The organism is Devosia sp. Root413D1, assembly GCF_001425235.1.
Lineage (GTDB): Bacteria > Pseudomonadota > Alphaproteobacteria > Rhizobiales > Devosiaceae > Devosia_A.
In genome coordinates this window covers 88,193-114,473 of sequence record NZ_LMEA01000010.1, presented here as the reverse complement: position 1 = coordinate 114,473, position 26,281 = coordinate 88,193, and the positions used below count along the sequence as shown (strand labels likewise).

Genomic DNA, 26,281 nt, shown 5'->3' with positions numbered 1-26,281 from the left:
TGCCGCCGGCGAGAAAACAGAGGTTCCCGCTTTCGCGGGAATGACCCGGTGGGTGGGGCGCGCCCCTAACTTAGCGCCTATGAGCGCTCGCTGGGATGACAGCCGGTGGGTTGGTCAAGGGTCGAGCCCACCAGCTTCTCCGGCGCGCCGCAAACGCCCTAGTGCTGCGCCGACAGATGTGTGGAAATCCGCTTGGCGGCGCCCTTCAGCGCATCGGCCGCCACCATGGTGAGTTCCGGCTTCATCCGCCGCTCCGGCGCGGAGAGGCTCATTGCCGCCACCGGGTAGCCGGTCCGGTCGAGGATCGGCACGCCGATGCACATCAGCCCGTCCTCGTTCTCGCCCACTTCGATGGCGTAGCCGCGCCGCCGCACGTCATCGACCTGCCGCCTGAGCTTGTCGGCATCGGTCAGCGTGTTGATGGTCCGCTGCGGCAGCTCGCTGCTGAGCGCCAGCGCGTCGGCATCGGGCAGGAAGGCCATCATGGCCTTGCCCAGCGAGGTCGAGTGCGCCGGATGCCGGTGGCCGATCCGCGCATTGGCGCGCAACGGCCGGCCGGGCTCCAGCATATCGATGTAGACCACCTCGTTCTCCGACAGCACGGCGAGGTTCACCGTCTCGTGGAAGGTCTCCATCAGCGTCCGCATCTCCGGCTGGGCGATATCGCGCAAGCCCTGCAACTCCTGGTCGACCCGCGCCAGCGAGCGGAACTTGCTGCCCACGCCATAGCGGTCGCGCTTCAGGTCGTGCTCGAGAAACTGCGCCGCCGACAGCGTCTGCAGGTAGCGGAACACCGTGGTCTTGGGCAGCTTCAGTTCCTGCACCGTCTCGGTCAGCGTCACGTCGTGCCCCTGCCGCGCCACGTAATCCAGCACCTGCAGGGCCTTCATCACAGGAAGAACGATATAGTCGCCACCAGACTTGCTCATCGCTTACCCCTTGGTTGATCGGTCAGAAGAACGTCTTGAGGGCGGCCGTGACGCCGTAGTCCTCGTCGACCAGCACCAGCATCTGCCACTTGTCGAAGGTCGTGCACGGGTGCCCGATGCCGAACGCCACCATGTCGCCGGCCTCGAGCGGGCTGTCGGCGGGCGTGGTCATGTGGCAGTGCTGGTCGTTGAGCGCCACCACCGTGTGCCCCGCCGGCATCGCCTCGGGCCTCGTCATCCGGCCCGGCCGGAACCAGCGCAGCGGCACCGGCATGCCGGCATCGAAGCTGATGTCGCGCTTGCCCATGGTCAGCACGGTGCGCCCGTCCTCGGGGCGCGACTGCACATAGGCCCAGACTTCCAGCGCCGCCTCGAGCCGCCCCTCCGGCAGCTTCAGCGAGGTGTCGTTGATGATCCGTTCGAACGCGGCGGCGTAGGAAATCGAGTCGTGCGTCAGGTAGCAGCCCGAGCGCAGCACCTTGACCACCGGGCGCGCGAACGCCACCTGGTTGAAGCGCGTGCCGACGCGATCGAAAAAGGCCGAGCCGCCGGCGCTCACCACCACCGGCTGGCCATCGCGGAACAACCCTTCGGCGAGCGCGCTGACCGCCAGCGCCGCCACATCGTCGATCAGCCCATCGGCCGCCTCCGGTGTCGGCAGCAGGCCTTCGAAACACTCGAACCCGCCCAGCACCAGCCCCGGCGTCGACGCGACGACGCGCGCCACTTCCATCGCCTGTTCGCGGGTCCGCGCTCCGGTGCGCCCGCCGAGAAAGCCGATCTCGACCAGCACACGCAGTGGGTTGCCCTTGGGCGGCGGGTTGCGCTTCGCGCCGTCGGCCAGCAGTTGCAGCCCCGGCAGCCCGTCGGCGAGGCAGTAGAGTTCGAACCCGTCGCCCTGCAGCGCCCTGAAGCAGGCATCGATCGCCTGCGTGCCGACCGGCTGGTTGGCGATCAGCACCCGCTTCACCCCGAAGCGCACGCAGACGCTGAGTTGCTGCACCGTAGCGACGGTGATCGCCCAGGCGCCATCGGCCACCTGCAGGTCGAACAAAGCTGGCGACATCGTGGTCTTGCCATGCGGCGCGATCACCAGGTCGTTGTCCCCGGTGAAGGCGCTCATCCATTGACTGTTGGCGCGCACCACCTCCTGCCGGATCACCGCCAGCGGCAGCGGCATGTCGCCTTTCAGCACGTTCCAGCCCTGCTGGCCGACCTCGCCCACCGTCAGCTGCGGCGCATCGAACGGCAGCCCCTTGGTCAAGGGGTCGAGCGGCTGGCGATCGAGGGCGGCGAGGTCGAGACGAGGGATCAGAGCCATGGGTGGGGGTCCAGCGGATAGATGGGGCGGCGAAGCTTGGTGTACGGGATCATTTTGGGATCGCTCGGGAACGGCCCGCCGGTATCGAGATAATGGATCTTCGCCGCGATCTTGGAGAATGCGGCATAGAAGTGGTTCGACGACTTCACCACCACGACCTTCTTGGCCGCGAGGTCGATGCCGAGCTTGGTGAAAGCCGGTGGGCTGAAGGTTTGCGACCGCCCGGTGGCGAGGACGATATCGACATTGCCGATGCTGATCGCCGCGGCCGGCCCGAGCGACACCCAGCTCTGCTCGAACGGGATCAGCAGGTTGTCCGACACGGCCTTGACCACCACGTCGGCATCGACCGGATGGCCGGAGGTTTCCGACACCTTGCCGCAGAAGCGCAGCCGGATCGCCGCGCCGACGCCCGCCGCGCGGCAAAACTGCACCGCGATCGGATCCCACAGCGCGCCGATGGCCGACGGGATCTCCGGATGCGCCAAGAGTGTGTCGATCATCACCGAGGAATCCCCGGCAACGCCGCCGCCCGGGTTGTCCCAGCGATCGGCAAAGACGATCGGCTGACCCGGCTCGGCCAGCGCCTGCTGGATCGCCTCCTCGGGCTTGTAGTGATAGGGCGCTGCCGCGCCCGGCGGCCAGCCGAGGATCTCGCGCCCCAGCTGCTCGGCCAGCGCCTTGGCCTTGGCGCGGTTGCCCTCACCATCGGCCACCACGAAGACCTTGCAGCCGACATCGGCGACATCGGCGGGCGCGAAGCCGTGCGTCACCGAGATCGACAGGATGCCGTCCTTGCCTTCGAGCTCTATCAGCTTGTCGACAAAGCTCCGCCCCGGCTCACGGCTGGTCATGAACGCGGCGGTAAGCGAGCGAAGATCGAACACTTCGGTCACCGGCTCGATCTCGCCGCGCGCCGTGCGGAGGCAGAGCTCCACCAGATCCTCGGCGCGCGCCAGAAAATCGGTGTGCGGGAACTCCTTGAACGCCACCAGTACGTCGGCATTGTCGACCCGCTGTCGCGTCAGGTGATGGTGCATGTCGAGTTCGGCGCCGACCACCACGTCGGGCCCGACGATCTGGCGCGTCCGCGCCAGCAGGTCCCCCTCGCAGTCGTCATAGCCGCGCGCCACCATGGCACCGTGCAGGCCATAGAGCACGATATCGACCGGCATCGCCGCCCTGAGCTGGTCGAGGATTTCGTCTCGGAGGCTCTCATAGGCGCCTTGCGAGACCAGCCCTGCCGGCTCGCCCCAGGTGGCGGTGCCCTCGATCAGCGTGAAACCGTCGGTCTTCGCCCGGCGTCGCGCTGCGACCATCGGCGCCGAACAGAGCGTCGGCGTATCCGGATGCGTGCCGGGCGGGCAGTAGAAGGCTTCCTCGAACGCGCTGCGATCGACGAACAGCGGCGAGAACGTATTCGTTTCGGTGGCCAGCGACGCTACAAAGACCCGCAACACATCCGCTCCCTGCCATCCATCCTATATGATGGAACGGCCTTTCGTTGGCCGCGGAGAATGTAAAGATGTTGGCAGCCGAGCTGTCAACTCTACCGAGGTCGCATCTCGACAAAAGCTGGTCTAACTGCTTGCGCCATGCCGGCGCTCGTGTCTTATTGCGCCGGTAACAGCCATCCGGCGACTGTTCTACAATGTGGAACCAGCCGCGAGAGACCGTGCCAATGCCCAGAACCAGCGCCCCTGACAACGCGCAGACCAGCCTCCCCACCGCCGAAGCCCGTATTCAGTCGGTCGCTCGCGCCAAGGCGCTGCTCGACGCCATGGCCGGCGGTGATTGGGTATCGCTGCGCGACCTGGCGATCCGCACCGGCCTCGCCAAGACCACCGCGTTCAACCTGGTCAGCGCGCTCGTCGATGTCGGGCTCACCGAGCGCGACGCCAAGGCCGGGGCCTATCGGCTGAGCTTGCAGCACCTGGTCTACGGCAAGGCGGTCGAGCGTCGGCTCGATATCGCCGCCATCGCCCGCCCGCACCTGATCCGGCTCTGCGCCACGACGCGCGAGACGGTGAACCTGGCGCTTCCCGGCCCGACCGACGCGGTGATCGTCGAAAGCCTCGAGGGCAGCCAGTCGCTGCGCGTTTCCTCCTATTCCGGCACCCGCGCCGCCTATCACTCCACCGCCTGCGGCCGGGCGCTCCTCGCGCATCAGCCGCTCAACTTCCGCCGGATCATCTATTCGGTCGGCAACCTGCCGGCCGCGACCTCGCGCACCATCACCGACCCCGAGGCGCTCGAGACGGTGCTCGAGCGCTGCCGCACCCTCGGCTGGGCCACCGAGTTCGAAGAGAACGAGATGGGCAGCGCCTGCGTCGCCGCACCGATCTTCGGGCCCGGCGGTGACGCTATTGCCGCCGTCAGCATTGCCGGCCCCTCGGCTCGTTACGAGCCCGACAATATCGAGCGGCTGGGCAAGCTCCTCGTCGCCAGCCTTGCCGAAATCACCGCCGAAATGACCCATCACGCGCCGCATCCGAGCTCCAAATGACCAAGCCTCGCATCCTCCTCGCCGGCCTGTTCCACGAGACCCACACCTTCGTCGACGAAATCACCGGGCTTAGCGAGTTCACCATCAACCGCGGCAGCGCAGTAACGGCGCGGCGCGGCGACGGCTCGACCATCGATGGTTTCCTCGAGGTCGCCGAAACCGAGGGCTGGGAGGTTGTGCCGGTCGCCGACTTCTCTGCCCTCCCCTCCGGCACAGCCGACCACGCGGTGTTCGAGCTGTTCTGGAGCGAACTGCGCGCCGGACTCGCAGCGGCGCTCGCCGACGGCGGTCTCGACGGTATCTGGCTGGCGCTGCACGGCGCCATGGTCACTACCCAGAGCGTCGATCCGGAAGGCGAGCTGCTGGCGCGCATCCGCCAGGTGCCGGGCGCCGAGACGCTGCCGCTGTTCGGCGTCTTCGATCTTCACGCCACTTTCACCGCCGCCATGGCGAAGAACGCCAATGGCCTCGTCGCCTACCGCGAGAACCCGCATACCGACGCCAATGAGTCCGCGGTGCGCTCGGCCCAGCTCCTTGCCCGCGCACTGCGCGAGGGCGCGCTGCCGCACATGCTCGCCCGCAACGCTCCGATCATCTGGGCCCCGACCGGCGTTGGCACCGCCGACCGCCCGATGCGCGACCTCGAAGCGCTGGCCCGCCAGATCGAAGCCGAAAACCCGAAAATCTGGACCGTCAACGTCGTCGCCGGCTATTCGTTCTCCGACATCCCCGATGCCGGCGTCGCCTTCTCGGTCACCACCACCGGCAGCGATGCCGACGCCAAGTCGGCTCTCGACCGGCTGGAAAACCTCGCCATCGAGCTGCGCGAGCTCGGCATCCCCACCGAATGGGATCTCGACGCCGCACTCACTGAGGTGAAGTCCTTGCCCGGCGGGCCCTATGTCATCGTCGAGCCCTCCGACAATATCGGTGGTGGCGCGCCCGGCGATTGCACCCCGGTGCTGCGCGGCTTCCTCCGCCACGGCATCACCAATGCCGCCGTCGCCATCGCCGATGCCGCCGCGGTTCGCGCGCTCGATGGCGCCAAACCGGGCGACAGGCGCACCCTGTCGATCGGCGGCAAGGGCAGTCGGCTCGACCCTGGTCCGGTGGAGCTCGAAGTCAGCTTCGTCAGCCGCTCCGATGGCGCCTTTACCCTCGAGGATCGCCACAGCCACCTCGCCGCCATGCAGGGCATCCACTACAATATGGGGCCCTCGGCAGTGGTCGAGGCCAACGGCATCAAGATCCTCCTGTCGAGCCGCAAGACCCCGCCCTTCGATCTCGGCCAGCTGCGTTCGCAGGGCATCATTCCCGAGCAGCTGTCGGTGATCGGCGTCAAGGCGGCCGTCGCCCACCGCCGCGCCTACGACAAGATCGCCAAGGGCAGCTACACCGTCACCACGCCGGGCCCCTGCACCAGTGCCCTCAAGACCCTGCCCTACCAGCGGCTTCGGAAGTCCGTCTTCCCGATCAGTTGAGATTTCTTGGAGCCCATGATGATCGAATATCCCAGCGCGCCGGATACCCCGCGCTCGCATCTGCCATTCAGCCCGGCCACCAAGGTCGGCGAACTGATCTTTGTTTCCGGCCAGGCCTCGGTGGACGCCACCGGCAAGATCGTCTCGGACAGTTTCGAGGGCGAGATGCGCCGCTCGATCGAGAACCTGCGCAAGGTGCTGGAAGACGCCGGCAGCGACCTCGCCCACGTGGTCCAGACCCGCAACTATGTGCGCGATGACGCGGACCTCGCGCTCTACAACCGCATCTATCCCGAGTATTTCCAGGCGCCGTTCCCGGCCCGCACCACCATCACCAATTGCCTCGGCGCGGCGCTCCGCTACGAGATCGACTGCATTGCCGTCGCCAAGAACTCCAAAGCATAGGAGCGCTTTCAGGAAAAGTTGTGAGACTTTTCCGGTTCGAAAGCGCGACCAAATCAAAATGCACTAGTGCCGGCTTTATCGGCTTTCCGCCCATTTTTTCGCCTCGCGAAACCGGCGGCCATTTACAACTTTCAGGCCCTGGGGCCACTTGGACTTAGAAGATTGAGGAGTCCCGCGTTGACCGTTACATCCCCTGCCGCACCATCGGCTGCTCAGTCACGCCCGCTCAGCTTCGATAAATCCGTCGAGGCGATCCGCACCAACTCGCAGTGGATCTCCGGCGGCGTGAACAGCAATTTCCGCCTCAACATCTCGCCCACCCCGCTGGTGTTCGAGCGTGGCGAAGGCGCCTATCTCTACGACGTCGATGGCAACCGGCTGATCGACTACTACCTCGGCATGGGCCCGATGATCCTCGGCCATAAGCCGCAGGCGCTGGTCGATGCGGTGAAGTCGCAGATCGACAACGGCATCCTGTTCGCCGGACAGACCGCCATCGAAGCCGAGGCTGCCCGCCTTGTCTGCGAACTGGTGCCGTCGGCCGAGCGCATGCGCTTCGGCTCCTCCGGCTCCGAGGTCGACCAGGCGGCCATGCGCCTCGCCCGTGCCGCCACCGGCCGCACCAAGATCCTGAAGTTCGAAGGCCACTATCACGGCTGGTTCGACAACGTGCTGTGGTCCACCGCGCCGGCCCTCGACGCGGCCGGTCCGGCCGATGCGCCGGTCCCGGTGATCGGCTCGAAGGGCCAGCTCAAGGACACTGCCGATACCCTCGTCGTCCTGCCCTGGAACAATCTCGAACTGCTCACGGCGCGCCTCGCCGAGGGCGATATCGCCGCCGTAATCATGGAAGCGGCGATGTGCAACCAGGGTGCGGTGCACCCGCTCCCCGGCTACCTCGAAGGCGTCCGCGAAGCCTGCTCCAGGACCGGCACCATCCTGATCTTCGACGAAGTCATCACCGGTTTCCGCCTCGCTCCCGGCGGCGCGCAGGAACTGTTCGGCGTCACCCCGGACCTCTCGACCTTCGGCAAGGCCATCGCCAACGGTTTCCCGGTGGCAGCGATTGCCGGTCGCGCCGACCTGATGGACATGTTCACCTCGGGCGGCGTCGTTCATGGCGGCACCTACAACGCTCAGCCGATCGCCATGGCGGCGACCGCCGCGACGCTGAAGTCGCTGACCCCAGCGCTTTACAAGAAGATCGGCGTTGCCGGCACTGCGCTGCAGGAAGGCTTCAAGGAAATCTTCGCCTCGGCCGGCGTCACCGCCTCGGTGGTCGGCTTCCCGCAGGTCTTCCACGTCGCCCTCGGCCTCGACAAGCCGGCCCGCGATTTCCGCGATCTCGCCGGGATGAACCGCCCCGCCTACATCGCGCTGACCACCGCCCTGATGTATCGCGGCGTCCGCGCTCTCGAACGTGGCGCCTGGTTCCTCTCCAGCGAGCACGATGCCGGCGTGATCAACGACACGCTAGCGGCGATGCAGGATGCGGTGCGTGAACTGAAGGCCAAGGGGACGCTGTAACGCCTGCTACTGCCGCCGGCGCGGGCTGACCCCCACCCTTAATCCCTCCCCGCAAGGGGGAGGGAGACGATTGCCTCGATGTCAGTGTTTTGGTCTCCCTCCCCCTTGCGGGGAGGGGACAGGGGTGGGGGTCAGCCCGCGCCAGCCGATCGGCGGCGCCGTCCCACCCCCGCCCCCAATCCTCATCATTGGCCATCCGACTGCCGTCTCGCGCTAAGCCCAATCCTGCATTAGGAATAGCGATATGACCGACGACGACGAAGATCGGACCCTCCCCGCGGATCTCGGCGCCCTGCTGCAGACCGGGCGCCAGCGCACCGCGTTGCGCGCCCGTCGTCCGGAAATCACCCTGCATCAGCTCCGCATCTTCTGGGCCGTCGCCCATTCCGAAACCCTGACCCGTGCGGCCAAGCAGTTGGGCCTCGCCCAGCCTTCGCTGTCGCAGCAGCTGTCGAAACTCGAGACCACTGTCGGCACAAGGCTGTTCCGGCGTCACTCCAACGAGATGACGCTGACCGAGGCCGGCACCTACCTCTTGCCCCGCGCCGAACAGATCCTCCGCAACATGCAGGATCTCGAGGATGGACTCGGCCAGTTCAGCGGCGGCCACCGCGTTACCGTCCGCCTCGCCGGCATCAATTCGGTGCTGCGCGTCGTACTGCCGGCGGCGCTGACCAGCACCCAGTCCAAATTCCCGGATATCGACTTCGACATCCAGGAAAGCGCCCCCGCCGACATCCTCGAGATGCTCTATGGCCGCCGCGTCAGCATCGGCCTGCTTGCCGCCAACTCGGTGGCCGAGGCCAGTGTCGGCTTCCTGCAGATCCCCATCATCGAAGACCCCTATGTGCTCGTCGTCCCCGAGCAGTTGAACCTCGACGACATCGCCGACCCGCGCGAACTGGCGCCGCCAGACTGGGCCATGCTCAACCGCTCGATCCAGTTCATCTTCGGCACCCAGCACGCCAAGCGCGTCGCCGATTGGTACGACCAGATGCTGCCCGAGCATCGCGTCGTCGCCCAGTGCCGCAGCTTCGAAGTGGCGATCGGGCTGGTTCGCGCCGGCTCCGGCATCTGCCTCGCCCCGGCGCTCTCCACCGTCAGCGGCAACGCCTCGCTCGACGGCGTGCGGCTCTACCGCATCAATGCCGATGCCCGGCGCATCGTGGCGCTGGTCGCCTCGCAATACCGCCGGCAGGAGCCTTATGCGAGCCTGATCGATGCACTGCAGGCCGCGGGGGAAACCCTGGCGCTGCCCGGTATTCGCCCCACGCCGCCCTTCCTCGATCGCGCTTCTCTCTCCGAATTCTAACCAATAGGCCTTATCTATCAGCATGATAGAGTGCGGGCCCCGGCGTTCTCCCTAAACTCCTCGCTCGCGGCACCAAGCCGTGAATCGTGAGGAGAACTTCAATGAAGTCCTGGAAGAAGCCCAAGCTGGTCGAAGTGCCGGTGAGCATGGAAATCAACATGTACGCTTGCGCGACCCGCAAGTAATCACGTCGATCCTGCCGCGGGGACGGGCCTCATGCTCAGCATAATTGTCCTGGGAACCGCGGCGGGTGGCGGGGTGCCGCAATGGAATTGCGGCTGCGACAACTGTCATGCCGCCCGCACCAGCCATGCCGAGCTCCGGGCCACGCAAGCCTCGATCGCCGTCAGCGCCGACCGGGCGCACTGGTTCCTGATCAACGCCTCGCCCGACCTCCGCCAGCAGCTCACGCAGACCCCGACGCTCCACCCGCGCGCGCTACGCCATAGCCCAATCGCCGGCGTGATCCTCTCGAATGGTGAAGTCGACGCCATCGCCGGGCTGTTGAACCTGCGCGAGGGCACGGCATTCAACCTCTACGGTCACCAGCGCGTATTGGACCTGCTCGCCGACAACTCGATCTTCAACGTGCTGAAGCCGGCGCTGGTCCCCCGCATCGCCATTACACACGACGCAGCGTTCGAGCCGGCGCTGCCCGATGGCACGCCGTCCGGTCTCGAAATCCTCCCCTTCATCGCCCCCGGCAAGGCCGCTCTGTTCGTCGAGGAGACCAGCGCCAACGAAGCTGGCGATACGTTGGGCTTCGTCATCCGCGACCGGGCGAGCGGCGAGAGCCTGGTCTTCCTCGCGGCCTGCGCTGCCCTCACCCCCGAGGTCGAAACCTACCTGCGCGGCGCGAAGCTGGTGTTCTTCGATGGCACGCTGTTCACCGATGACGAGATGATCCGCCTCGGTCTGTCGGCAAAGACCGGCCAGCGCATGGGCCACATGGCCATGTCTGCCGCCATCCCTGCCCTCGATGGCCTCGGGATCGCGCGGAAAATCTTCCTGCACATCAACAATTCAAACCCTGCCCTGCTGCCCGGCTCGCCCGAGCGTCAGGCGGTGGAACAGGCCGGCTGGCAGATACCGGCCGACGGGATGGAGATCACGCTATGACTGCACTGACGGCTTTCTCAGTCGCCGCAGACGCCCCGCTCGATACGCCCGAGCAGCTCGAGGAACAGCTGCGCTTCATCGGCGCCACCCGCTATCACAGCCTCCACCCGTTCCACGCCTTGCTCCATGGCGGCAAGCTCAACCAGGGCCAGGTGCAGGCCTGGGCGCTCAACCGCTACTATTACCAGTCGACCATCCCGATCAAAGACGCAGTGGTGATCTCGCGCTTCCGCGATCGCGACACCCGCATCGAATGGCGCCACCGCATCGCCGACCATGACGGCGACATCGGCACCGAGGGCGGCATCGAGCGCTGGATCAAGCTGACCGAGGGCCTCGGCCTCGACACCGATTATGTCGAGAGCGCCGAGGGCATCCTGCCGGCCACCCGCTTTGCCGTCGAAGCCTATGTGCATTTCGTACGCGAGAAATCGCCGCTCGAGGCCATCGCCTCCTCGCTCACCGAGCTATTCGCACCGAACCTGCATGAAGAGCGCATCTCGGGCATGCTGAAGCACTATGACTTCGTGAACCCCGAGGTGATGAGCTATTTCAGCCGCCGCCTCACCCAGGCGCCGCGCGATTCCGAATTCGCCCTGAACTATGTCAAACAGCACGCCAAAACCCCCTACGAGCGCCAGCTGGTCTGCAATGCGCTGATCTTCAAGACCAACGTGCTCTGGGTGCAGCTCGACGCGCTCTACCACGCCTATGTCGAGGGCCACGTGCCGCCCGGCGCCTTCGTTCCGGCGTCGCCATGAGCACCGCCACCGCTCCGGCGGCCCGGCGCCGGCTTATCGTTGCCGAGGACAGCATCCCCACCCTCGCCCGCGGCACCCGTCTCCGCTACGACGAGACTCGCCAGCGCTGGGTGCTGCTGGTGCCCGAGCGCGTCATGGCTCCGGACGAGATCGCCGTCGAAATCCTGCAGCTCTGCGACGGCCAGCGCAGCGTCGCCGCCATCATCGACCAGCTGGCGGCTGCCTACGCCGCGCCGCGCGAAGAGATCGGCGCCGATGTCATCGCCATGCTGCAGGACCTCGCCGGCTCCGGCTTCGTCGTCGAGGCCCGGAGGGCCACGCCATGAGCCCCACCCTGCTCGATACCAGCCCCGTCTTCGCCGACCCAACGGATGGCCTCGCCATCCTCGAAAACAAGTCTGCGGCCGAAACCTACGGCATTCCGCTCGCCGTGCTGCTCGAGCTCACCCATCGCTGCCCGCTGCAATGCGGCTACTGCTCCAACCCGGTCGAGATGGAGCGCGCCGGCAACGAGCTCAGCACCGACGAGTGGAAGCAGGTGCTCACCGAACTCGCCGAAATCGGCGTGCTGCAGGTGCACTTTTCCGGTGGCGAGCCGACGGTTCGCAAGGATCTCGCCGAGCTGATCCGGCACGCCACCGAGCTCGGGCTCTATTCCAACCTCATCACCTCGGCGGTGCTGCTGAGCCGCGACAAACTGGCGGCACTCGCCGATGCCGGCCTCTGCCACATCCAGATCAGCTTCCAGGGGAATGAGCCCGAACTCGCCAACCGCATCGCCGGCTTCAAGGGGCATTCGAAGAAACTGGAAGCCGCCGGCTGGGCCCGCGAACTCGGCCTGCCGCTCACCGTCAACGCCGTGATGCACCGGCAGAACCTCCACCAGCTGCCCGGCATGATCGACATGGCCGTGGCGCTCGATGCCGATCGCATCGAAGTGGCGAACGTCCAGTATTACGGCTGGGCGCTGAAGAACCGCGCCGCCCTGATGCCGACCATCGCCCAGATCGACGACGCCACCCGCATCGTCGAGGAAGCCTCGGAACGCCTGAAGGGCATTCTCGACATCGACTATGTCGTTCCCGACTATTATGCCGACCGCCCGAAGAAATGCATGGGCGGCTGGGGCCGGCAGTTCTTCAACATCACCCCCTCCGGCAAGGTGCTGCCCTGCCATGCCGCCGAGACCATCACTGAGCTCGATTTCGAAAGCGTCCGCTCCAACCACTCGATCGCCTGGATCTGGCAGAACTCCGACGCCTTCAACCGCTATCGCGGCACCGGCTGGATGCCCGAGCCGTGCCAGAGTTGCGCTTTCAAGGAACAGGATTTCGGCGGCTGCCGCTGCCAGGCCTTTGCCCTCACCGGCAGCGCCGCCAACACCGACCCCGCCTGCAGCCTGTCGCCGCGCCACCACGAGATATTCAGGACGGCCGAAGCGGAGTCTGCTACCGGAACGAACCGCTACATCTACCGCAACTTCGCGGGTGGCACGCTGGAGCCTGACCAGCAGGAATTGTGAGGCACGTGCCGAGAGCCAAAGCTCTGGCTGCGTGCTAACCACACCCACCGGCTGTCATCGCAGCGAAAGCTGGGACCCCACGGCGAGGGCTCTGCCCTCGTCCGGAACCAGCCCGCGAGGCGGATGGTTGGGTCCCTGCTTTCGCAGGGATGACATCGAGTGTGTTTCGCAGATCGAGGACGCTTCTTCGTGCCGCTGGACGACTTCACTACCACCCTCGCCACCCTCCGCCTCCCCGTCGGCGACGGGCACGAGCTCTACATCGAGACCCTCGGCGCCGCCGACGGCATCCCTGCGGTCTACCTGCATGGCGGGCCTGGCAGTGGCTGCCAGCCGGCGCACCGCCAGCTCTTCGACCGCAACCGCTTCCGCGCCGTGCTGTTCGACCAGCGCGGCGCCGGCCGCTCCACCCCGGCCCGGTCACGCGAGGCCAATACCACCGCCCATCTGGTTGCCGACATGGAGCGCATCCGCATGCATTTCGGCTTCGAACGCTGGCTGGTGGTCGGCGGCTCCTGGGGCGCGACGCTCGCCCTCGCCTATGCCGAGGCGCACCCCGAACGGGTGCTCGGCATTGTGCTCCGCGCCACCTTCCTCGGCACCCGCGCCGAGCTGGAATGGGCCTTCGGCACCGGCCTCTCGACCTTCTATCCAGCGCTGTACGAGGATTTCCTCAGCCTCCTCACGCCGGAGGAGCGCCTCTCGCCGGTCGACAGCTATTTTCGGCGCATCCTCGACCCCGATGTCGCAGTCCACGGCCCGGCGGCTCGCGCCTATGGTGATACCGAGCGCATCCTCTCCGAAGTGCGCCCGGCAACGACGCGCCTGGATTTCACCCCGTCGAGCCGCATCCCGGCGACGGCAGTGATGGAAGCGCACTATTTCAGCCATGACAGCTTCATGGCCCCCGACCAGCTGCTTGCCAACGCCCACCGCCTCGCCGGCGTCCGCGGCATCATCGTCCAGGGCCGCTACGACCTGCTCTGCCCACCCCGCACCGCCCACGCCCTGGCGGCGATCTGGACCGACGCGGAGGTGCGGGTGGTCGACAATGCCGGCCATTCGCTCAGCGACCCGGGGATTACCGAGGCGGTGACGGCGGCGATCCGCAGTTTTGCAGCTTGAGCCAAATCAGCCGCCTGAGGGGAGAGGGTAGTGCAGCTCGGACCGAAGGTCCGTAGCGGAACTAGGGTGAGGGGTTCAGCTTCTCAGCGAGCGCGCTTTGCACCGCCTCACCCCTCATCCGGCGCTTCGCGCCACCTTCTCCCTCGGGAGGCGCTATTGCGCCCCCTTGGAGGGGAGAAGGGAAGAGCTAAAGCCCGAACTTCTCCATCACCGCTTCGACATCGTCGCGCACGTCCTGCGCGTCGCGGCCGGAGCGCCACAGGTCGTCGATCTGCTTTTTCACCGCCGGATCGAGCGCACCCCAGTTGCGCTCCCATTCCGCCAGCTTGTCGGTCCAGTAGCCAGTGATCGAGTAGCGCGTCGCCGGCCATTTCAGCTCGTGCCGCAGGTACTTGCGGATCGGCCGCACGGTCTTGGCTTCCGAGGCCACCCACACATAGACCGAGCGATCGGCAGGGAAAGTCATCGACCTCACCGCGTCTTCGAGCTGGCTCGCCGCGATGCCGTTGCCGGCGCCATGCAGCCACACGATCTTCAGCTTGGCCTTGCTCTCGAACGGCTGCTCGTGGCTCTTGTCCGGCACCTCGACGATCACCCGCGCCTCGACGGTCTCGGCCAGCCCCTCGAGCAGCCGGCCCAGCGCCGGCAGCCCGGTGGCATCGCAGACGAACAGCTGCCAGTCCGCATCGGCAGGGGCCTCGTAGATGCCGTAGGGCTCGCGCAGCACGATCTCGTCACCGGGCTTGGTCGCCTGCGCCCATTCACTCGCCCTGCCATTCTCGTGCACCACGAAATCGAGGTCGATCTCGCCATCGCGGAAATAGCGGATGGTGTAGCACTCGCAATGCGCCGGCTTCTTGCCCTCGGGATATTTCCAGAACCCCTGCGCATCCACCTCGGGCAGCACCAGCTCGCCGGTGGCGAGATCGGGGAAGAACAGCCGTACATACTCGTCGCCGACGCCGGTCGATTTCAGCGCCGCGATATCGGGGCCGCCCAGCGTCACCCGTACCATGCCCGGCGTCACCATCTGCCGGCCAATGACTGTGCCCTTGATCAGCTTCAGCGGCGCCATCGTCGAACCCATCGCTCAAAACAATGGGGTATGCGCTACTAATTCTGATGTTTGCAGTCAACTTAAACGTCGGACACGGCGAGGTTGGTGCGTGGGGCCCCACCCCCTCCCGGCCTCCCCCATCAAGGGGGAGGTGTCGTTCGGTGTGTGAGGCACGATCCAGCCAAATCCACCGGTCCACACCTCCCCCTTGATGGGGGAGGATGGGAGGGGGTGGGGCCGCAAGCCCGATGCAAGGGCCCTCACACCTTCAGTTCGATCCACACCGGCGCATGATCGCTCGCGCCATCCTCACCCCGCACCTCGCGGTCGATCCCTGCAGCCCCGAGCTTGCGCACAAGCTGCTTGCTCAACAGCATGTGGTCGAGCCTGAGCCCGGCATCGCGCGGCCAGCGGTTCCGCATGTAGTCCCAGAAGGTGTAGAGCGTCGTATCGGGGAATTTCTTCCGCAGCGCGTCGGTCCAGCCCTGGTCGAGCAGCCGCTGGAACTGCTCGCGGCTCTGCGGCTGCACCAGCGCGTTATCCCGGTACGAGGTGGTGACATAGATGTCGCGCGGCTCGGGGACGATATTGTAGTCGCCCGCCAGCACCACCGGCACGCCGCTGTCGAACAGCTCCGCCGCATGTTCAATCAGCCGCTCGCCCCAGCTCAGCTTGTAATCGAATTTCGGCCCCGGCTGCGGGTTGCCGTTGGGCGCGTAGAGCGAGGCGATCACCACGCCGTTCACTGCCGCCTCGATATAGCGCGCCTGCGTGTCCTCGGGGTCGCCCGGCAGCGACTCTTGCGTCAGCACTGGTTCAACGCCCTTGGCGAGGATGGCGACGCCGTTCCAGCTCGCCTCGCCCCGCCACACCGCCCCATAGCCGGCATTGGCCAAAGCCGTTGCCGGGAACTGATGGTCGCGCGCTTTCAGCTCCTGCAGGCAGACGACGTCGGGCTCGGCCTCGTCCAGCCAGGCGAGGAGATTGTCCAGTCGCCGGTTGACGTTGTTGATGTTGAAGGTGGCGACCTTCAAGGCGCGATGCGCCCGACCCATGCCGTGACGCTGTCGGCCACGGTCTTCAGGTGATCGGCGGTCGAGAACCCCGAAATCGCCTTGCGCGGCTTCAGGTCGTGGTCGCCGTCCTCGAGCCACTTCACCTCGATCTGCGGCGACAACCCATAGGTCGCGACCTCGTCCGGCACGCCGAACTCGTCGCGCGTCCCCTGGCAGATCAGCGCCGGGGTCTTGAGCCCGATCAGGTGCTTGGTGCGCAACTGCGTCGGCCGCCCCGGCGGATGGAATGGGTAGCCGAGGCAGACGAGCCCGGCGATCCGGCCGGCCTCAAACTCGGCATCGGCGATCATGCTGGCAACCCGCCCGCCCATCGATTTGCCGCCGATCAGCAGCGGCCCGGTGGTCGGCCCGAGGTCGTCGATCGCCGCGACATATTCCGGCATCACCGTCTCGGCTTTCGGCGGCGGCTTCTTGCCGGCGTCGGTCCGCCGGCCCGCCATATAGCCGAACTCGAAGCGCGCCACCCGGAAGCCGGCCGCAGCCAGCGCCTTGGTGGTGGCGTTCATCGAGGCCGAGTCCATCGGCGCCCCGGCGCCATGCGCCAGGAGGATCGTCACCCGAGCATCCTCGGGGCCGTCAAAGAGAAAACTGGTCGTCATCAGCCAGCCGATTTCCGTGTGTGGAGGTCCGCATAGGCGATACCGCGCGAGGCGGTCTTCGCCCACTCCGAGTCCTGGTCGAGTTCGAGATACCGCACCCACCAGCGCCGCGCTTCGCCGAGGTCGCCGGCATCGTATTCGAGCGTCGCGAGATTGTAGATCGCGTCGGCATAGTCGGGGTCGATGTCGATCGCCGTCTTCAGGTGCTGACGCGCGATGGCAATCTTGCCTTCCTCGCGCAGCAGCCCGGCATAGTTGAACCACGCCTCGACGAAATCCGGGTCGCGCTTGATCGCCTGCATATAGGCGTTCGCCGCTTCGGAATTGTCGTTCGCTGCTTTGAGGCAGTTGGCCCGGTTATAGGCCGCCACCGAGTCGTTGGGATCGATCGACAGGCAATGGCCGTAGAGCACCGCCGCCTCGGCAAATAGCCCCGCCGCTTCCGCCGCCTCGGCGAGCGAGAAGTACTCCTCGGACTCGTCCTCGATCGGCGCCAGCGCCAGCAGCCGCTGTCCATCGAGCTCGGCCGGCTGATCGCCGATCAGCGCCCGGATGCGCTTCGGCCCGCCCGGATGCAGCGACATCGCCGTCAGCGACTGCACCGGCCCGGAGCGATGCACCGAGCGCGCAATCGCCCCCCAGGTGGCGCCGCCGGCCAGGAGCCCGGCATATTTGCGCGACAGGATCAGGTCGCGGAACGAGAAGGGTTCGGCGTGATGCTCGAAGGCGTCGAACAGCACCAGGAGATCAAAGGCGCGGGCATCGAGCTTGCTCTGATCGAGCAGCGATTGCCGGCTGAGGTTGGATTGCTCGGGCGCGCTCAACAGCCCCAACCAGCGCAGAAAGCCGTTCTCGCTGAGGAGCGTCGCGTCGGTTTCGCGCAAGCTCGCGACCTTCAATTCGATCTCGGTGTCCGACAGCTTGTCCAGCAGTGTCCGACCCAGCACCAGCGTGCCGGTATGGCGGGTCAGGCCACGCCGCAGCCGGCTGCCCTTGGTCCCCATCGCCCGCGCCGCCAGCCGTCGCGGAAACGCACTGAGCGCTCCCACGATACCGACAGTGCTGTCCGATTTCCGCATCAGCTGATTCTACAGGTGATGCGGGGTGATCCGCCAGCCCGGTTCGCTTGGCGCCAAGCGCACCGGATCAGGCCTTCTTCTTCGCCGCCGCAGGCTTCGAGGCTGCCGCCTTCGACGCCGCCACGGCTTCCTTCAGCGATGGCTTCTTGGCCGGCGCTGCCGGCTCGGCCTTGGCCTTGCTCGGCGCGGCGGGCTTGGCCTGACCCAGGCTCGCCTTCAGCGCGTCCATCAGGTTGATGACATTGCCGCGCTCCGGCGCTGCCGCGATGATCGGCTTGTGACCCTTGAGCTTCTCGCGGATCATCTGCATCAGCGCGACTTCGTAGCGATCCTCGTAATCCTTGGGATCGAACGGCTTGACCTTCTGCTCGATCAGCTTTTCGGCCAGCTGCAGCATCTCCGCCTCCGGCTTCACCTCGGGGATGTTGCCAAAGTACTCGGCCGTGCCGCGCACTTCGCTCGGGTTGCGCAGCACCGTGACGAACATGCCGTTCTCGCGCGCCCCGATGGTGATCACCCGCTCGCGGTTGGTCAGCACCAGCCGCGCGATGGCGAGCTTGCCCGATTGGCGCATGGCTTCGCGCAGCACGGCAAAGGTCTCTTCCGCCATCGCCCCATCCGGCGCCAGGTAATAGGGCGCGTCCTGGTAGATGACGTCGACCTCGTCTTCGTCGACGAAGGCCTCGATATTCATGGTGTGGTTGGATTCGATCCGCACCGCTTCGAGATCGCTCTCGTCGATGATGATGTACTGCTTGTCCTCGTACTCATAGCCTTTGACGAGGTCGCTGCGCTCCACCAGCCCCAGCTCGGGATCAACCGGCTTCATGTTGATCCGGTTATGGGTGTCCTTGTGCAGCTGGTTGAAGGTGATCCGTTCCGACGCGCTCGTCGCCGGATACATCTTCACCGGACAGCTGACCAAACTCAGCTTGATATAGCCTTTCCAGCTTGCCCTGGGTGCCACCTTCGTCTCCTACGCGCGCGTACTACGTCCAGCCTTGGATGATGCAGGCAGAGGGCGGGCTGACAGGTTAATCTCGGCCCACGGATCGCCGGACGTGGTTAATAATCCCGGAAGCGTAGAGTAGTTCAAATCCACCGGAGCGTCGATGCTTTCGAGGTCGCGCCAGTCGAGCGGCGTCGAGGCCGGCATATTGGTCCGCGCCCTGAGCGAATAGGGCGACACCGCCGTGGCACTGCGCGCATTGCGATGGATATCGATCAGGATGCGGCGCTTGCGGTTCTGCGCCCCGATGGTGGTGACGAACGTATCGGGCGCCGTCTTCGCCATCGTCGCCGCCATCTCGCCGGTCACCGCGTGCACCTGCTTCCAGTTCTGCTTCGGCTCGATCGGCACCACCAGGTGCAGCCCCTTGCCGCCCGAGGTCTTGACGAATGGCACCAGTCCGAAGGCCTCGAGCTCACCGCGCAGGTGCACCGCCGCTTCCACCACTTCGCGGAATTCGATCCCCTCGCCTGGGTCGAGGTCGAAGGTCACTCGGTCGGGCTTGTCGAGATGCGTCAGGTGGCTGCCCCAGGCATGGAACTCCACCACCCCGAACTGCGCCAGCGCCAGGTAGCCCTTGGCGTCCTCGATGGTGAGGTAGGTCTTGTCCTCCTCGTCAGAATTCTGCGTCTCGAATACGTTGATGCTCTTCGGCATGCCCTTGAAGGCGTGGCGCTGGAAGAAGCAGTCCTTCGACAACCCGGTCGGGCAGCGGAACAGCGACACCGGCCGGTTGAACAGATGCGGCAGCATGAAATCGCCAACCGCCGCGTAGTAGACCGCGATATCGAGCTTGGTCGGCCCGCTCTTGCCGAACAGCCGCCGCTCCGGGTTGGTGATCGTAATCGAAGCGAGGTCGGCATCGGTGATCAGCCGCTGCCGTGGCGCCGCCGAGGCGGTGAGCTCGGTCTCGATCAGGCCCTTGAACACCGAGTGCCGCAGCAGCTTGTCCGAGGTGATGTTGGCATAGTGCACCTTGCAGCGCAGCACCGGCTGCACCCAGATGATGTCCTTGGGCGCCCCCTCGAGCTTCAGCGCCGGATCCTGCAATGGCTCGAGCCGGCGCAATAGCTGCGCCAGCATCGGCGCATCGAACCCGGTGCCGCATTTGCCGCGATACTCGAGCTCGCCATCGACGAACTCGGCCAGCGCCAGCGAGGCCAGCCCTTCGGCGGCCGCCGACACGGTATAACCTGCTATGACGAAGTCGCCGACGGGCTTGGCCTTCACCTTCACCCAGGTCGAGGTGCGGCCCGACTGGTACGTGGCGTTGGTGCGCTTCGAGACGATGCCCTCGAGCCCCAGTTCCGAGGCTCGTTCGTAGAGCGCCTCGCCGTCGCCCGCGACATGGTCGCTGAGCTGGATCGCCGAACGCCCGCTGATATGCCCGCCCAGCATCTGCGCCAGCAGCTGCTTCCGGTCGGTCAGCCCAACTCCCCTGAGGTCGTAACCGTCGAGATAGATGACGTCGAACGCATAGAAATGCAGCTTGCTGCCGGCGCCCTCCGACAGCGCATCCTGCAGCGCAGAAAAGCGCGAGATGCCCTTGTCGTCCAGCACCACGATCTCGCCGTCGATGATCGCCTGCTTGACCGGAAGCTTCGCAAACTCCTTGGGCAGGTCGCCATAGCGCTTGGTCCAGTCGATGCCGCTGCGGGTGATCAGCTTCACCTTGCCGTCGATCACGTGGGCGATAGTGCGGTAGCCGTCGAACTTGATCTCGTGCACCCACTGCGCCGCCCGCGTCTCCTGCGGCGGCTCGGTGGCCGAGGCGGCGAGCTGCGGCTCCACCTGTTCGGGCGGCGGCGCCTTCACCGCGCCCGTGACGGCGGAGGCCTTCAGCAACTTGATCGGTTTCGGCTTCGCCGCCTCCAGCAACTGCTCGGTGGTCAGCCCGGATTTCACGCTTTCCGGCCGCTCGGCGAGGATATCGGTCTCGGTATCGACGGCCGGATCGTGCTCCTTGAACAGCAGCCAGTTTTCCTTGTCGTTGTCGCCGGGGCGGCCCTTGAGCTTGGTCAGCATCCAGCCGCCCTTCAGCTTTTCGCCCCATAGCCGGAACTTGAAACCGCCCTTCCTGAGGCCGGCGTCGACATCCTCCATTGGCGCCCAGTCGCCGGTATCCCAGACGATCATCGGCCCGCCGCCATACTCGCCCTCGGGGATCACTCCCTCGAAGTCGATATATTCGATCGGATGATCCTCGGTATGTACCGCCAGCCGCTTGTCGGCCGGGTTCAGCGACGGGCCGCGCGGCACCGCCCAGCTCAGCAGCACCCCATCATGCTCGAGGCGGAGGTCATAGTGGTCGGCGGTGGCCGAGTGCTTGTGCACCACGAAGCGCGTACTGCCGGACGCAACAGCGCCACCGGCGGGCTCCATGGTTTTGGAGAAGTCGCGTTTCCCGCGGTACTTGTTGAGCTTGGTCTCGGCCATGGCGCGAAGCTAGAGCATTTCACGATTGAATTGCAGTGCCTTGGCTGCTGGATAGCTCGGTGGCTACCCCCCTCACCCGTCTCGGCCTTCGGCCGATCCACCCTCTCCCCGACGGGGAGAGGAACAAGGGGCGACCGCTGAGCTATCCGGATTCTTCTCCCCGTCGGGGAGAAGGTGGCGCGTAGCGCCGGATGAGGGGAGAGCCACGATGGGCAGCGGCATTGGTGGCAATGTCAGCCCGTCTCAGTCCAACCGCCGAGCCGACTGCCGGAAGATCAGTTCCGGTTTGAGCTGCGTGCTTCGCGGCAGCGGCACGCCGCGATCGAGGTGGTTGATCGCTGCTTCCGCCGCCTGCGCCCCGAGGTCGGCGATCGGTTGCCGCACCGTGGTCAGCGGCGGGAAGAAATGCGCTGCCGACTCGATGTCGTCATAGCCCACCACCGAGATTTCGCCGGGGATCTCGACCCCCGCATCGTGCAGCCCATGCAGCAGCCCGATCGCCATGATGTCGCTGAGCGCAAAGATCGCCTCGGGTCGCGGCCCCGGTCGCCCGAGGATCTGACGCGCTGCTGCGAGCCCGCCATCCATGGTGAGGTCGGTGCGGACCAGCCAGTCCCCGTCGAGCGCTATGCCATGCGCCGCGAGCCCCGCCGTCAGCCCGGCGATGCGATCGGCCATACGCGGGTGGCTCTCCGGCCCCGAGACGCAGACAATGCGCCGGAAGCCTGCTTTCGCCAGATAGGCGCCGACCAGCCGTCCGCCTTCAATCGAGTCGTCGGAAAATACCGACGCCACCGTGTCGGCCGGTGCATCGATCGCCACCACCGGCACGCGCTTGATTTGTCCGAGCCGGCGGAAGAACTCCGGGCTGGCATTGGTGGTCATCACCACCACCGCGTCGACCCGCTTGGTGAACAGCGTCCGCATATAGGCGACGAGGTTGGTCGCCACGTCGTCGGTGTTGCAGATCATCAACGTGTAGCCATGCTTGAAGCAGGCCCGCTCCACCCCACGGATCACCTCGCCGAAGAACGGGTTCGAGGTGGTGGTGACAATCATCCCGATGGTCCGCGTCCGGCTCGACTGCAGGGCGCGCGCCACGTCGGACGGGAAATAGCCGAGATCGGCAATCGCGGCGTTGACCCGGCGGGCCGCGTCCTCGCTCACCGGGCGGGAGTTGTTGATCACATGGGAGACGGTCGTGAACGAGACGTTCGCGCGTTTGGCAACGTCCTTGATGGTGACCATTGCTGCTCCCGGGACCCCTTCCTAGCCGCGCGACCTCGACTTGAGCCAGCGGTCGAAGGCCACGGCGACGATCAGGATCAGGCCGATGACGATGGACTGCGTGTAGGACGAGACATTGTTGAACTGCAACCCGTTCTGCAGCACGCCGATCAGCGCCGCGCCGACCACGGTGCCGCCAACGCTGCCGATGCCGCCGAACAACGAAGTGCCGCCGATCACCACCGCAGAGATCACCGTCAGCTCGTAGCCGATGCCGGCCACCGCCTCGGACGAGTTGAGCCGTGCGGAGAGGACGAACGCCGCGAGCCCGGCAAAGAACCCGACAATGACATAGACCGAGATCAGGATGCGATCGACGCGCAGGCCCGAGAGCCGCGCCGCCTCGGCATTGCCCCCCACTGCGTAGACGGCCCGGCCATAGCGGGTGTAACGCAGCACCAGGTGGCAGAGCAGCGCCGCCAGGGCGAAGATGATCACCGGCACCGGCACCGGCCCGACCAGCCCGGTGCCGAACCAGCGCATCGAGGCGTCGAACCCCGAGATCGGCCCGCCATTCGAGAGGGTCAGCGTCAGCCCGCGGAAAATCGTCAGGCCACCCAGCGTCACGACGAACGGCGGCACCTTCAGCCGGGTAATCGCCAGCCCCTGCACGCCGCCGGCCAGCGAGCCGACGATCACTGCCGCCAGCAGCGCCGCGAACCAGCCAAAGCCTTGCCCGCCACCGGCTGACAATGACATCGAGTTGGCCGTGCCGCCCTTCGCCACCACGGCCGCCACCATGCCGCAGAAGGCGAGGAGCGAGCCGACGCTGAGGTCGATGCCGGCAGTGAGAATGACGAAGGTCATCCCCAGCGCGATCAGCCCGGTGATCGAGATCTGCCGCATGATGTTGAAGACGTTGATCGGGTCGATGAAGCTCGGCTTCAGCGCCGTGAACACCACCACCAGCGCCAACAGGAACAGCAGCGGCCCGAAGCGCTTCAGGATGCCGAAGGTGTTGGGGCCTTTCTTTTCGGCGGGTTCGGTTGTCGTGGTCATCTGGTCTCCCCCTGCCGCTGGTCGAGCGCCATCAGCGCCATCAGTTTTTCTTCCGTCGCGTCCACTGCCGGCATCTCGCCGGTGATCCGCCCCTGCCGCATGGTGACGATCCGGTCGCTCACCGCCAGCACCTCGGGCAGCTCGGACGAGATCACCATCACCGCGATGCCGCGCGCCGCGAGCTGCACCAGGATCTGGTGCACCTCCGCCTTGGCGCCGACATCGACGCCGCGCGTCGGCTCGTCGACGATCAGCACTTTGGGGTCGCGCGCCAGCCAGCGGGCGAGAATCACCTTCTGCTGGTTGCCGCCCGACAGCCCGTCGATCGATTGCTCCGGCGATGCCATGCGGATGGAAAGCGCCTTCTTGTATTCGGCCAGCGCCGCGCGCTCCTTGCCCTCGGCCATCAATCCCAGCCCGTTGGAATAGGCCCTGAGCGCCGCCACCGAGAAATTCTGCAGGATGCCCAGCATGGAGAAGATCGCCTGGTGCTTCCGATCCTCCGGCACCAGCCCGATGCCCAGTTCGATCGCGTCGGCGGGCGAAGCCGGCGCAATAGCCTTGCCATCGAGTGTCACCGTACCGGCAGCGATCCGGTCGGCCCCGAAGATGGCGCGCGCCAGCTCGGTCCGGCCGGAACCGACCAGCCCGGCCACGCCGAGAATTTCGCCGGCCTTGAGATCGATATCGACCCCATCGAGCACGATGGCATGCGGTGCCTCGGGGTCGCGCACGGTGCGCAAGCCCCTGACGCTGAGCCGCACCGCGCCGGCGGCGTTGCGCTGCGTCGGCCGGGCGTAGAGTTCCGATGCCGCCCGCCCCACCATCTTTTCGATGATCTGCGGGATCGGGATCGGCGTATCGGTGCGATTGAGATGCCCGGCGAGCCGCCCGTCGCGCAGCACCGTCATCCGGTCGCAGATCGCTGAGGCCTCCTCGAGCCGATGTGTCACGAACATGATGGCGACGCCCTCGGCGCGCAGCTGCTTCATGATCCGCAGCAGCTGGCTGACCTCGGTCTCGGTCAGCGCCGAGGTCGGCTCGTCCATGATGATCAGCCGGCTTTCGAGCGAGAGCGCCCGCGCAATCTCCACCAGTTGCTGCTCGGCCACCGACAGCGCCGACACCGGCGTGTCGGGGTCGATGCCGAGCCCCACCCGGGCAATGATGCCGGTGGTCTCGCGCCGCATCCGCCGCCAGTCGATAATGCCGAAGGCCCCCAGCGGCGCCCGGCCGATGAAGATGTTCTCGGCCACCGACAGCGTCGGGATCAGGCTCAGCTCCTGGTAGATGGTGACGATGCCGGCGCGCTTGGCGGCGTCCGGGCTGTGCGGCCGGTAGTCCGCGCCATCGAACACGATACGCCCGCTGGTCGGCGGCTGCGCCCCGGAGAGAATTTTGAGGAGCGTCGATTTGCCCGCGCCGTTCTCGCCGAGCAGCCCGAGGATTTCTCCCCGCCGCACCTCGAGCGAAACGTCGTTGAGCGCCACAACGCCGGCAAAATGCTTGGAGACGCCGACCACTTCAAGAAGCGGCGGCGCGAGTTGTTCCGCGGCGGCAACTGCAGCCATCGGTCCCCTCCCCAATAGTTAGTGCCTCTGACGCACCAATGGCCGCGATGCTTGCACATCGCACCACTGGCGCGCCAGTTGGCGGGAGGAAGTTTACCCGGCTTCGCCGATGCGCTCGGCCTTGTCGAGATTGTCCTTGCCGATGACCACCGGGGTCAGCAGCACCAGCTTCTCGGCCGGCTCGGTCTTGTCCTTGGCGTAGGCCACCGCGATCCGCACCGCGGTGCGCGACTGCTCGCCCGGGAACTGCTCGACGGTGCCGGCGAGGGTGCCGTCACGCACCGCGACCAGCGCTTCGGGCAGCGCGTCGAAGCCGTAGATCTTCACGTCGGTGAAGCCACGGGCCGCGCAGGCTTCGATGGCGCCAAGCGCCATGTCGTCATTGGCGCAGATGATCGCATCGGGCTTGCCGTTGGCAGCAAGGCCCGCCTCGGTGACCGACAGCGCTTCGGCGCGGGCGAAGTTGGCGGTCTGCTCGAAGATGATCTGGTACTTGTCCTTGATCGGGTCGATGACGTTGTGCACGCCCTTGTTGCGATCGATCGCCGGGCCGGCGCCGGGCTGGCCCTGCAGGTGGAAGATCTTCGCGCCATTGGGGAAGGCATCGACCAGCGCCTGCGCTTCAGCCTCGCCACCCTTGACGTTGTCGGCGCCGACATGGGCGAGGATGCCCTCGACCCCATCGACGCGACGATCGATGGTCACCACCGGCACGCCGGCCTGCACCGCCTGCTCGATCGCCGGCGCCAGGGCATTGACGTCGAGCGGCGAGATGACGATGGCGTTGACCTTCTGGACGATCGCCGCCTCGATATCGGCCGTCTGCTTGGGCGCCGAGTTCTGGCCGTCGCTCTCGATGATGTTGACGCCCTGTGCTTCGGCCTCAACTTTGATCTGGTTCAGCATGTGCACGAAGAACGGGAAGCCGAGACTGGGCACCGAGCCCAGGATGGTCAGCTTGTCCTGCGCGAAGGCAGCAGGAGCAGCAACGGCGAGCGCGCTGAGCGCCACCGAAGACAACAGGAAACTGCGTCTATCCATGAATCTATCCTCCTCTGAGCGCCCGACGCGGGTTGTTTGACCTCATCCGCGGGCCCAAGGAAGCTACTTGCTCGCAAACGTTTGCGCAAGCGCTGACATGTTAGTGTTTGCTTCGACTT

The 26,281-nt window shown here is 66.2% G+C and carries 24 protein-coding genes; 11 read left to right on the top strand and 13 right to left on the bottom strand.

All coding sequences use genetic code 11. The annotated features are described in order from the left end of the window. Positions 1 to 158: 158 nt before the first annotated feature. The 3 genes from ASC89_RS15245 to ASC89_RS15235 are packed head-to-tail and all read right to left on the bottom strand — an operon-like array spanning position 159 to position 3,707. The gene (locus tag ASC89_RS15245; protein ID WP_055999262.1) at positions 159 to 929 is read right to left on the bottom strand and encodes an IclR family transcriptional regulator; all 771 of its coding nucleotides are present in this window, start codon (positions 927 to 929) and stop codon (positions 159 to 161) included. A 22-nt stretch (positions 930 to 951) separates the two neighbouring features. Then, positions 952 to 2,250 (bottom strand): amino acid aldolase, encoded by a 1,299-nt coding sequence (locus ASC89_RS15240; protein ID WP_055999259.1) that lies wholly within the window; start codon positions 2,248 to 2,250, stop codon positions 952 to 954. After that, positions 2,241 to 3,707: a M81 family metallopeptidase gene (locus ASC89_RS15235; protein ID WP_055999256.1), complete on the bottom strand. Its 1,467-nt coding sequence runs from the start codon at positions 3,705 to 3,707 to the stop codon at positions 2,241 to 2,243. The genes ASC89_RS15240 and ASC89_RS15235 overlap by 10 nt, the downstream gene beginning before the upstream one ends. Positions 3,708 to 3,931: 224 nt before the next feature. Here ASC89_RS15235 and ASC89_RS15230 point away from each other — a divergent pair, with 224 nt between their 5' ends. From ASC89_RS15230 to pip, 11 genes are all read left to right on the top strand, one after another. Beyond that, a complete protein-coding gene (locus ASC89_RS15230; RefSeq protein WP_055882766.1) occupies positions 3,932 to 4,756 on the top strand; it encodes an IclR family transcriptional regulator in 825 nt (274 codons plus the stop codon). Beyond that, a complete protein-coding gene (locus ASC89_RS15225) occupies positions 4,753 to 6,237 on the top strand; it encodes a M81 family metallopeptidase (RefSeq protein ID WP_055882764.1) in 1,485 nt (494 codons plus the stop codon). Before ASC89_RS15230 ends, ASC89_RS15225 begins: the two co-directional genes overlap by 4 nt. A gap of 18 nt (positions 6,238 to 6,255) precedes the next feature. Then, complete coding sequence (locus ASC89_RS15220; protein WP_244488473.1) at positions 6,256 to 6,642, top strand: RidA family protein; 387 nt, start codon at positions 6,256 to 6,258, stop codon at positions 6,640 to 6,642. Between the two features lie 177 nt (positions 6,643 to 6,819). Further along, a complete protein-coding gene (locus tag ASC89_RS15215) occupies positions 6,820 to 8,169 on the top strand; it encodes an aspartate aminotransferase family protein (RefSeq protein WP_244488472.1) in 1,350 nt (449 codons plus the stop codon). Between the two features lie 244 nt (positions 8,170 to 8,413). Then, entirely contained in the window at positions 8,414 to 9,481 is a 1,068-nt protein-coding gene (locus tag ASC89_RS15210) for a LysR family transcriptional regulator (protein WP_082533403.1), read from the top strand. Between the two features lie 101 nt (positions 9,482 to 9,582). Continuing rightward, positions 9,583 to 9,666: a pyrroloquinoline quinone precursor peptide PqqA gene (gene pqqA / locus ASC89_RS15205; RefSeq protein ID WP_055046352.1), complete on the top strand. Its 84-nt coding sequence runs from the start codon at positions 9,583 to 9,585 to the stop codon at positions 9,664 to 9,666. Between the two features lie 31 nt (positions 9,667 to 9,697). Further along, positions 9,698 to 10,600 (top strand): pyrroloquinoline quinone biosynthesis protein PqqB, encoded by a 903-nt coding sequence (gene pqqB, locus ASC89_RS15200; RefSeq protein ID WP_055999250.1) that lies wholly within the window; start codon positions 9,698 to 9,700, stop codon positions 10,598 to 10,600. After that, a complete protein-coding gene (pqqC, locus tag ASC89_RS15195; RefSeq protein ID WP_055999247.1) occupies positions 10,597 to 11,361 on the top strand; it encodes a pyrroloquinoline-quinone synthase PqqC in 765 nt (254 codons plus the stop codon). The genes pqqB and pqqC overlap by 4 nt, the downstream gene beginning before the upstream one ends. Then, complete coding sequence (gene pqqD, locus ASC89_RS15190) at positions 11,358 to 11,687, top strand: pyrroloquinoline quinone biosynthesis peptide chaperone PqqD (protein ID WP_055882757.1); 330 nt, start codon at positions 11,358 to 11,360, stop codon at positions 11,685 to 11,687. Before pqqC ends, pqqD begins: the two co-directional genes overlap by 4 nt. Further along, entirely contained in the window at positions 11,684 to 12,883 is a 1,200-nt protein-coding gene (pqqE, locus tag ASC89_RS15185) for a pyrroloquinoline quinone biosynthesis protein PqqE (protein ID WP_055999244.1), read from the top strand. The genes pqqD and pqqE overlap by 4 nt, the downstream gene beginning before the upstream one ends. 189 nt (positions 12,884 to 13,072) lie before the next feature. Beyond that, complete coding sequence (gene pip, locus ASC89_RS15180) at positions 13,073 to 14,008, top strand: prolyl aminopeptidase (RefSeq protein WP_244488471.1); 936 nt, start codon at positions 13,073 to 13,075, stop codon at positions 14,006 to 14,008. A 187-nt stretch (positions 14,009 to 14,195) separates the two neighbouring features. On the opposite strand, the gene ASC89_RS15175 is transcribed toward pip, so the two are convergent. The 10 genes from ASC89_RS15175 to ASC89_RS15130 form a co-directional block, all read right to left on the bottom strand. Continuing rightward, positions 14,196 to 15,083, bottom strand: a complete 888-nt coding sequence (locus ASC89_RS15175; protein WP_055999994.1) for a siderophore-interacting protein — start codon at positions 15,081 to 15,083, stop codon at positions 14,196 to 14,198. Between the two features lie 242 nt (positions 15,084 to 15,325). Further along, complete coding sequence (locus tag ASC89_RS15170) at positions 15,326 to 16,099, bottom strand: exodeoxyribonuclease III (protein ID WP_055999991.1); 774 nt, start codon at positions 16,097 to 16,099, stop codon at positions 15,326 to 15,328. Continuing rightward, the gene (locus tag ASC89_RS15165; protein WP_055999238.1) at positions 16,096 to 16,740 is read right to left on the bottom strand and encodes an alpha/beta family hydrolase; all 645 of its coding nucleotides are present in this window, start codon (positions 16,738 to 16,740) and stop codon (positions 16,096 to 16,098) included. Before ASC89_RS15165 ends, ASC89_RS15170 begins: the two co-directional genes overlap by 4 nt. Further along, complete coding sequence (locus ASC89_RS15160) at positions 16,740 to 17,819, bottom strand: tetratricopeptide repeat protein (protein WP_055999235.1); 1,080 nt, start codon at positions 17,817 to 17,819, stop codon at positions 16,740 to 16,742. The genes ASC89_RS15165 and ASC89_RS15160 overlap by 1 nt, the downstream gene beginning before the upstream one ends. Before the next feature lie 67 nt (positions 17,820 to 17,886). Next, positions 17,887 to 18,786, bottom strand: a complete 900-nt coding sequence (locus ASC89_RS15155) for a Ku protein (protein WP_055999232.1) — start codon at positions 18,784 to 18,786, stop codon at positions 17,887 to 17,889. Between the two features lie 9 nt (positions 18,787 to 18,795). Next, positions 18,796 to 21,264: a DNA ligase D gene (gene ligD / locus ASC89_RS15150; protein WP_055999229.1), complete on the bottom strand. Its 2,469-nt coding sequence runs from the start codon at positions 21,262 to 21,264 to the stop codon at positions 18,796 to 18,798. Between the two features lie 243 nt (positions 21,265 to 21,507). Beyond that, positions 21,508 to 22,512: a LacI family DNA-binding transcriptional regulator gene (locus tag ASC89_RS15145; RefSeq protein ID WP_055999226.1), complete on the bottom strand. Its 1,005-nt coding sequence runs from the start codon at positions 22,510 to 22,512 to the stop codon at positions 21,508 to 21,510. Positions 22,513 to 22,533: 21 nt separating this feature from the next. Then, on the bottom strand, positions 22,534 to 23,550 hold the full coding sequence (locus ASC89_RS15140) for an ABC transporter permease (RefSeq protein ID WP_055999223.1): 1,017 nt from the start codon (positions 23,548 to 23,550) through the stop codon (positions 22,534 to 22,536). After that, positions 23,547 to 25,121 carry a sugar ABC transporter ATP-binding protein gene (locus ASC89_RS15135; protein ID WP_055999213.1) on the bottom strand — a complete coding sequence of 525 codons (1,575 nt, stop codon included), beginning with the start codon at positions 25,119 to 25,121 and terminating at the stop codon, positions 23,547 to 23,549. The genes ASC89_RS15140 and ASC89_RS15135 overlap by 4 nt, the downstream gene beginning before the upstream one ends. 93 nt (positions 25,122 to 25,214) lie before the next feature. Next, positions 25,215 to 26,162: a substrate-binding domain-containing protein gene (locus ASC89_RS15130; protein WP_055882732.1), complete on the bottom strand. Its 948-nt coding sequence runs from the start codon at positions 26,160 to 26,162 to the stop codon at positions 25,215 to 25,217. Between the last annotated feature and the right edge of the window lie 119 nt (positions 26,163 to 26,281).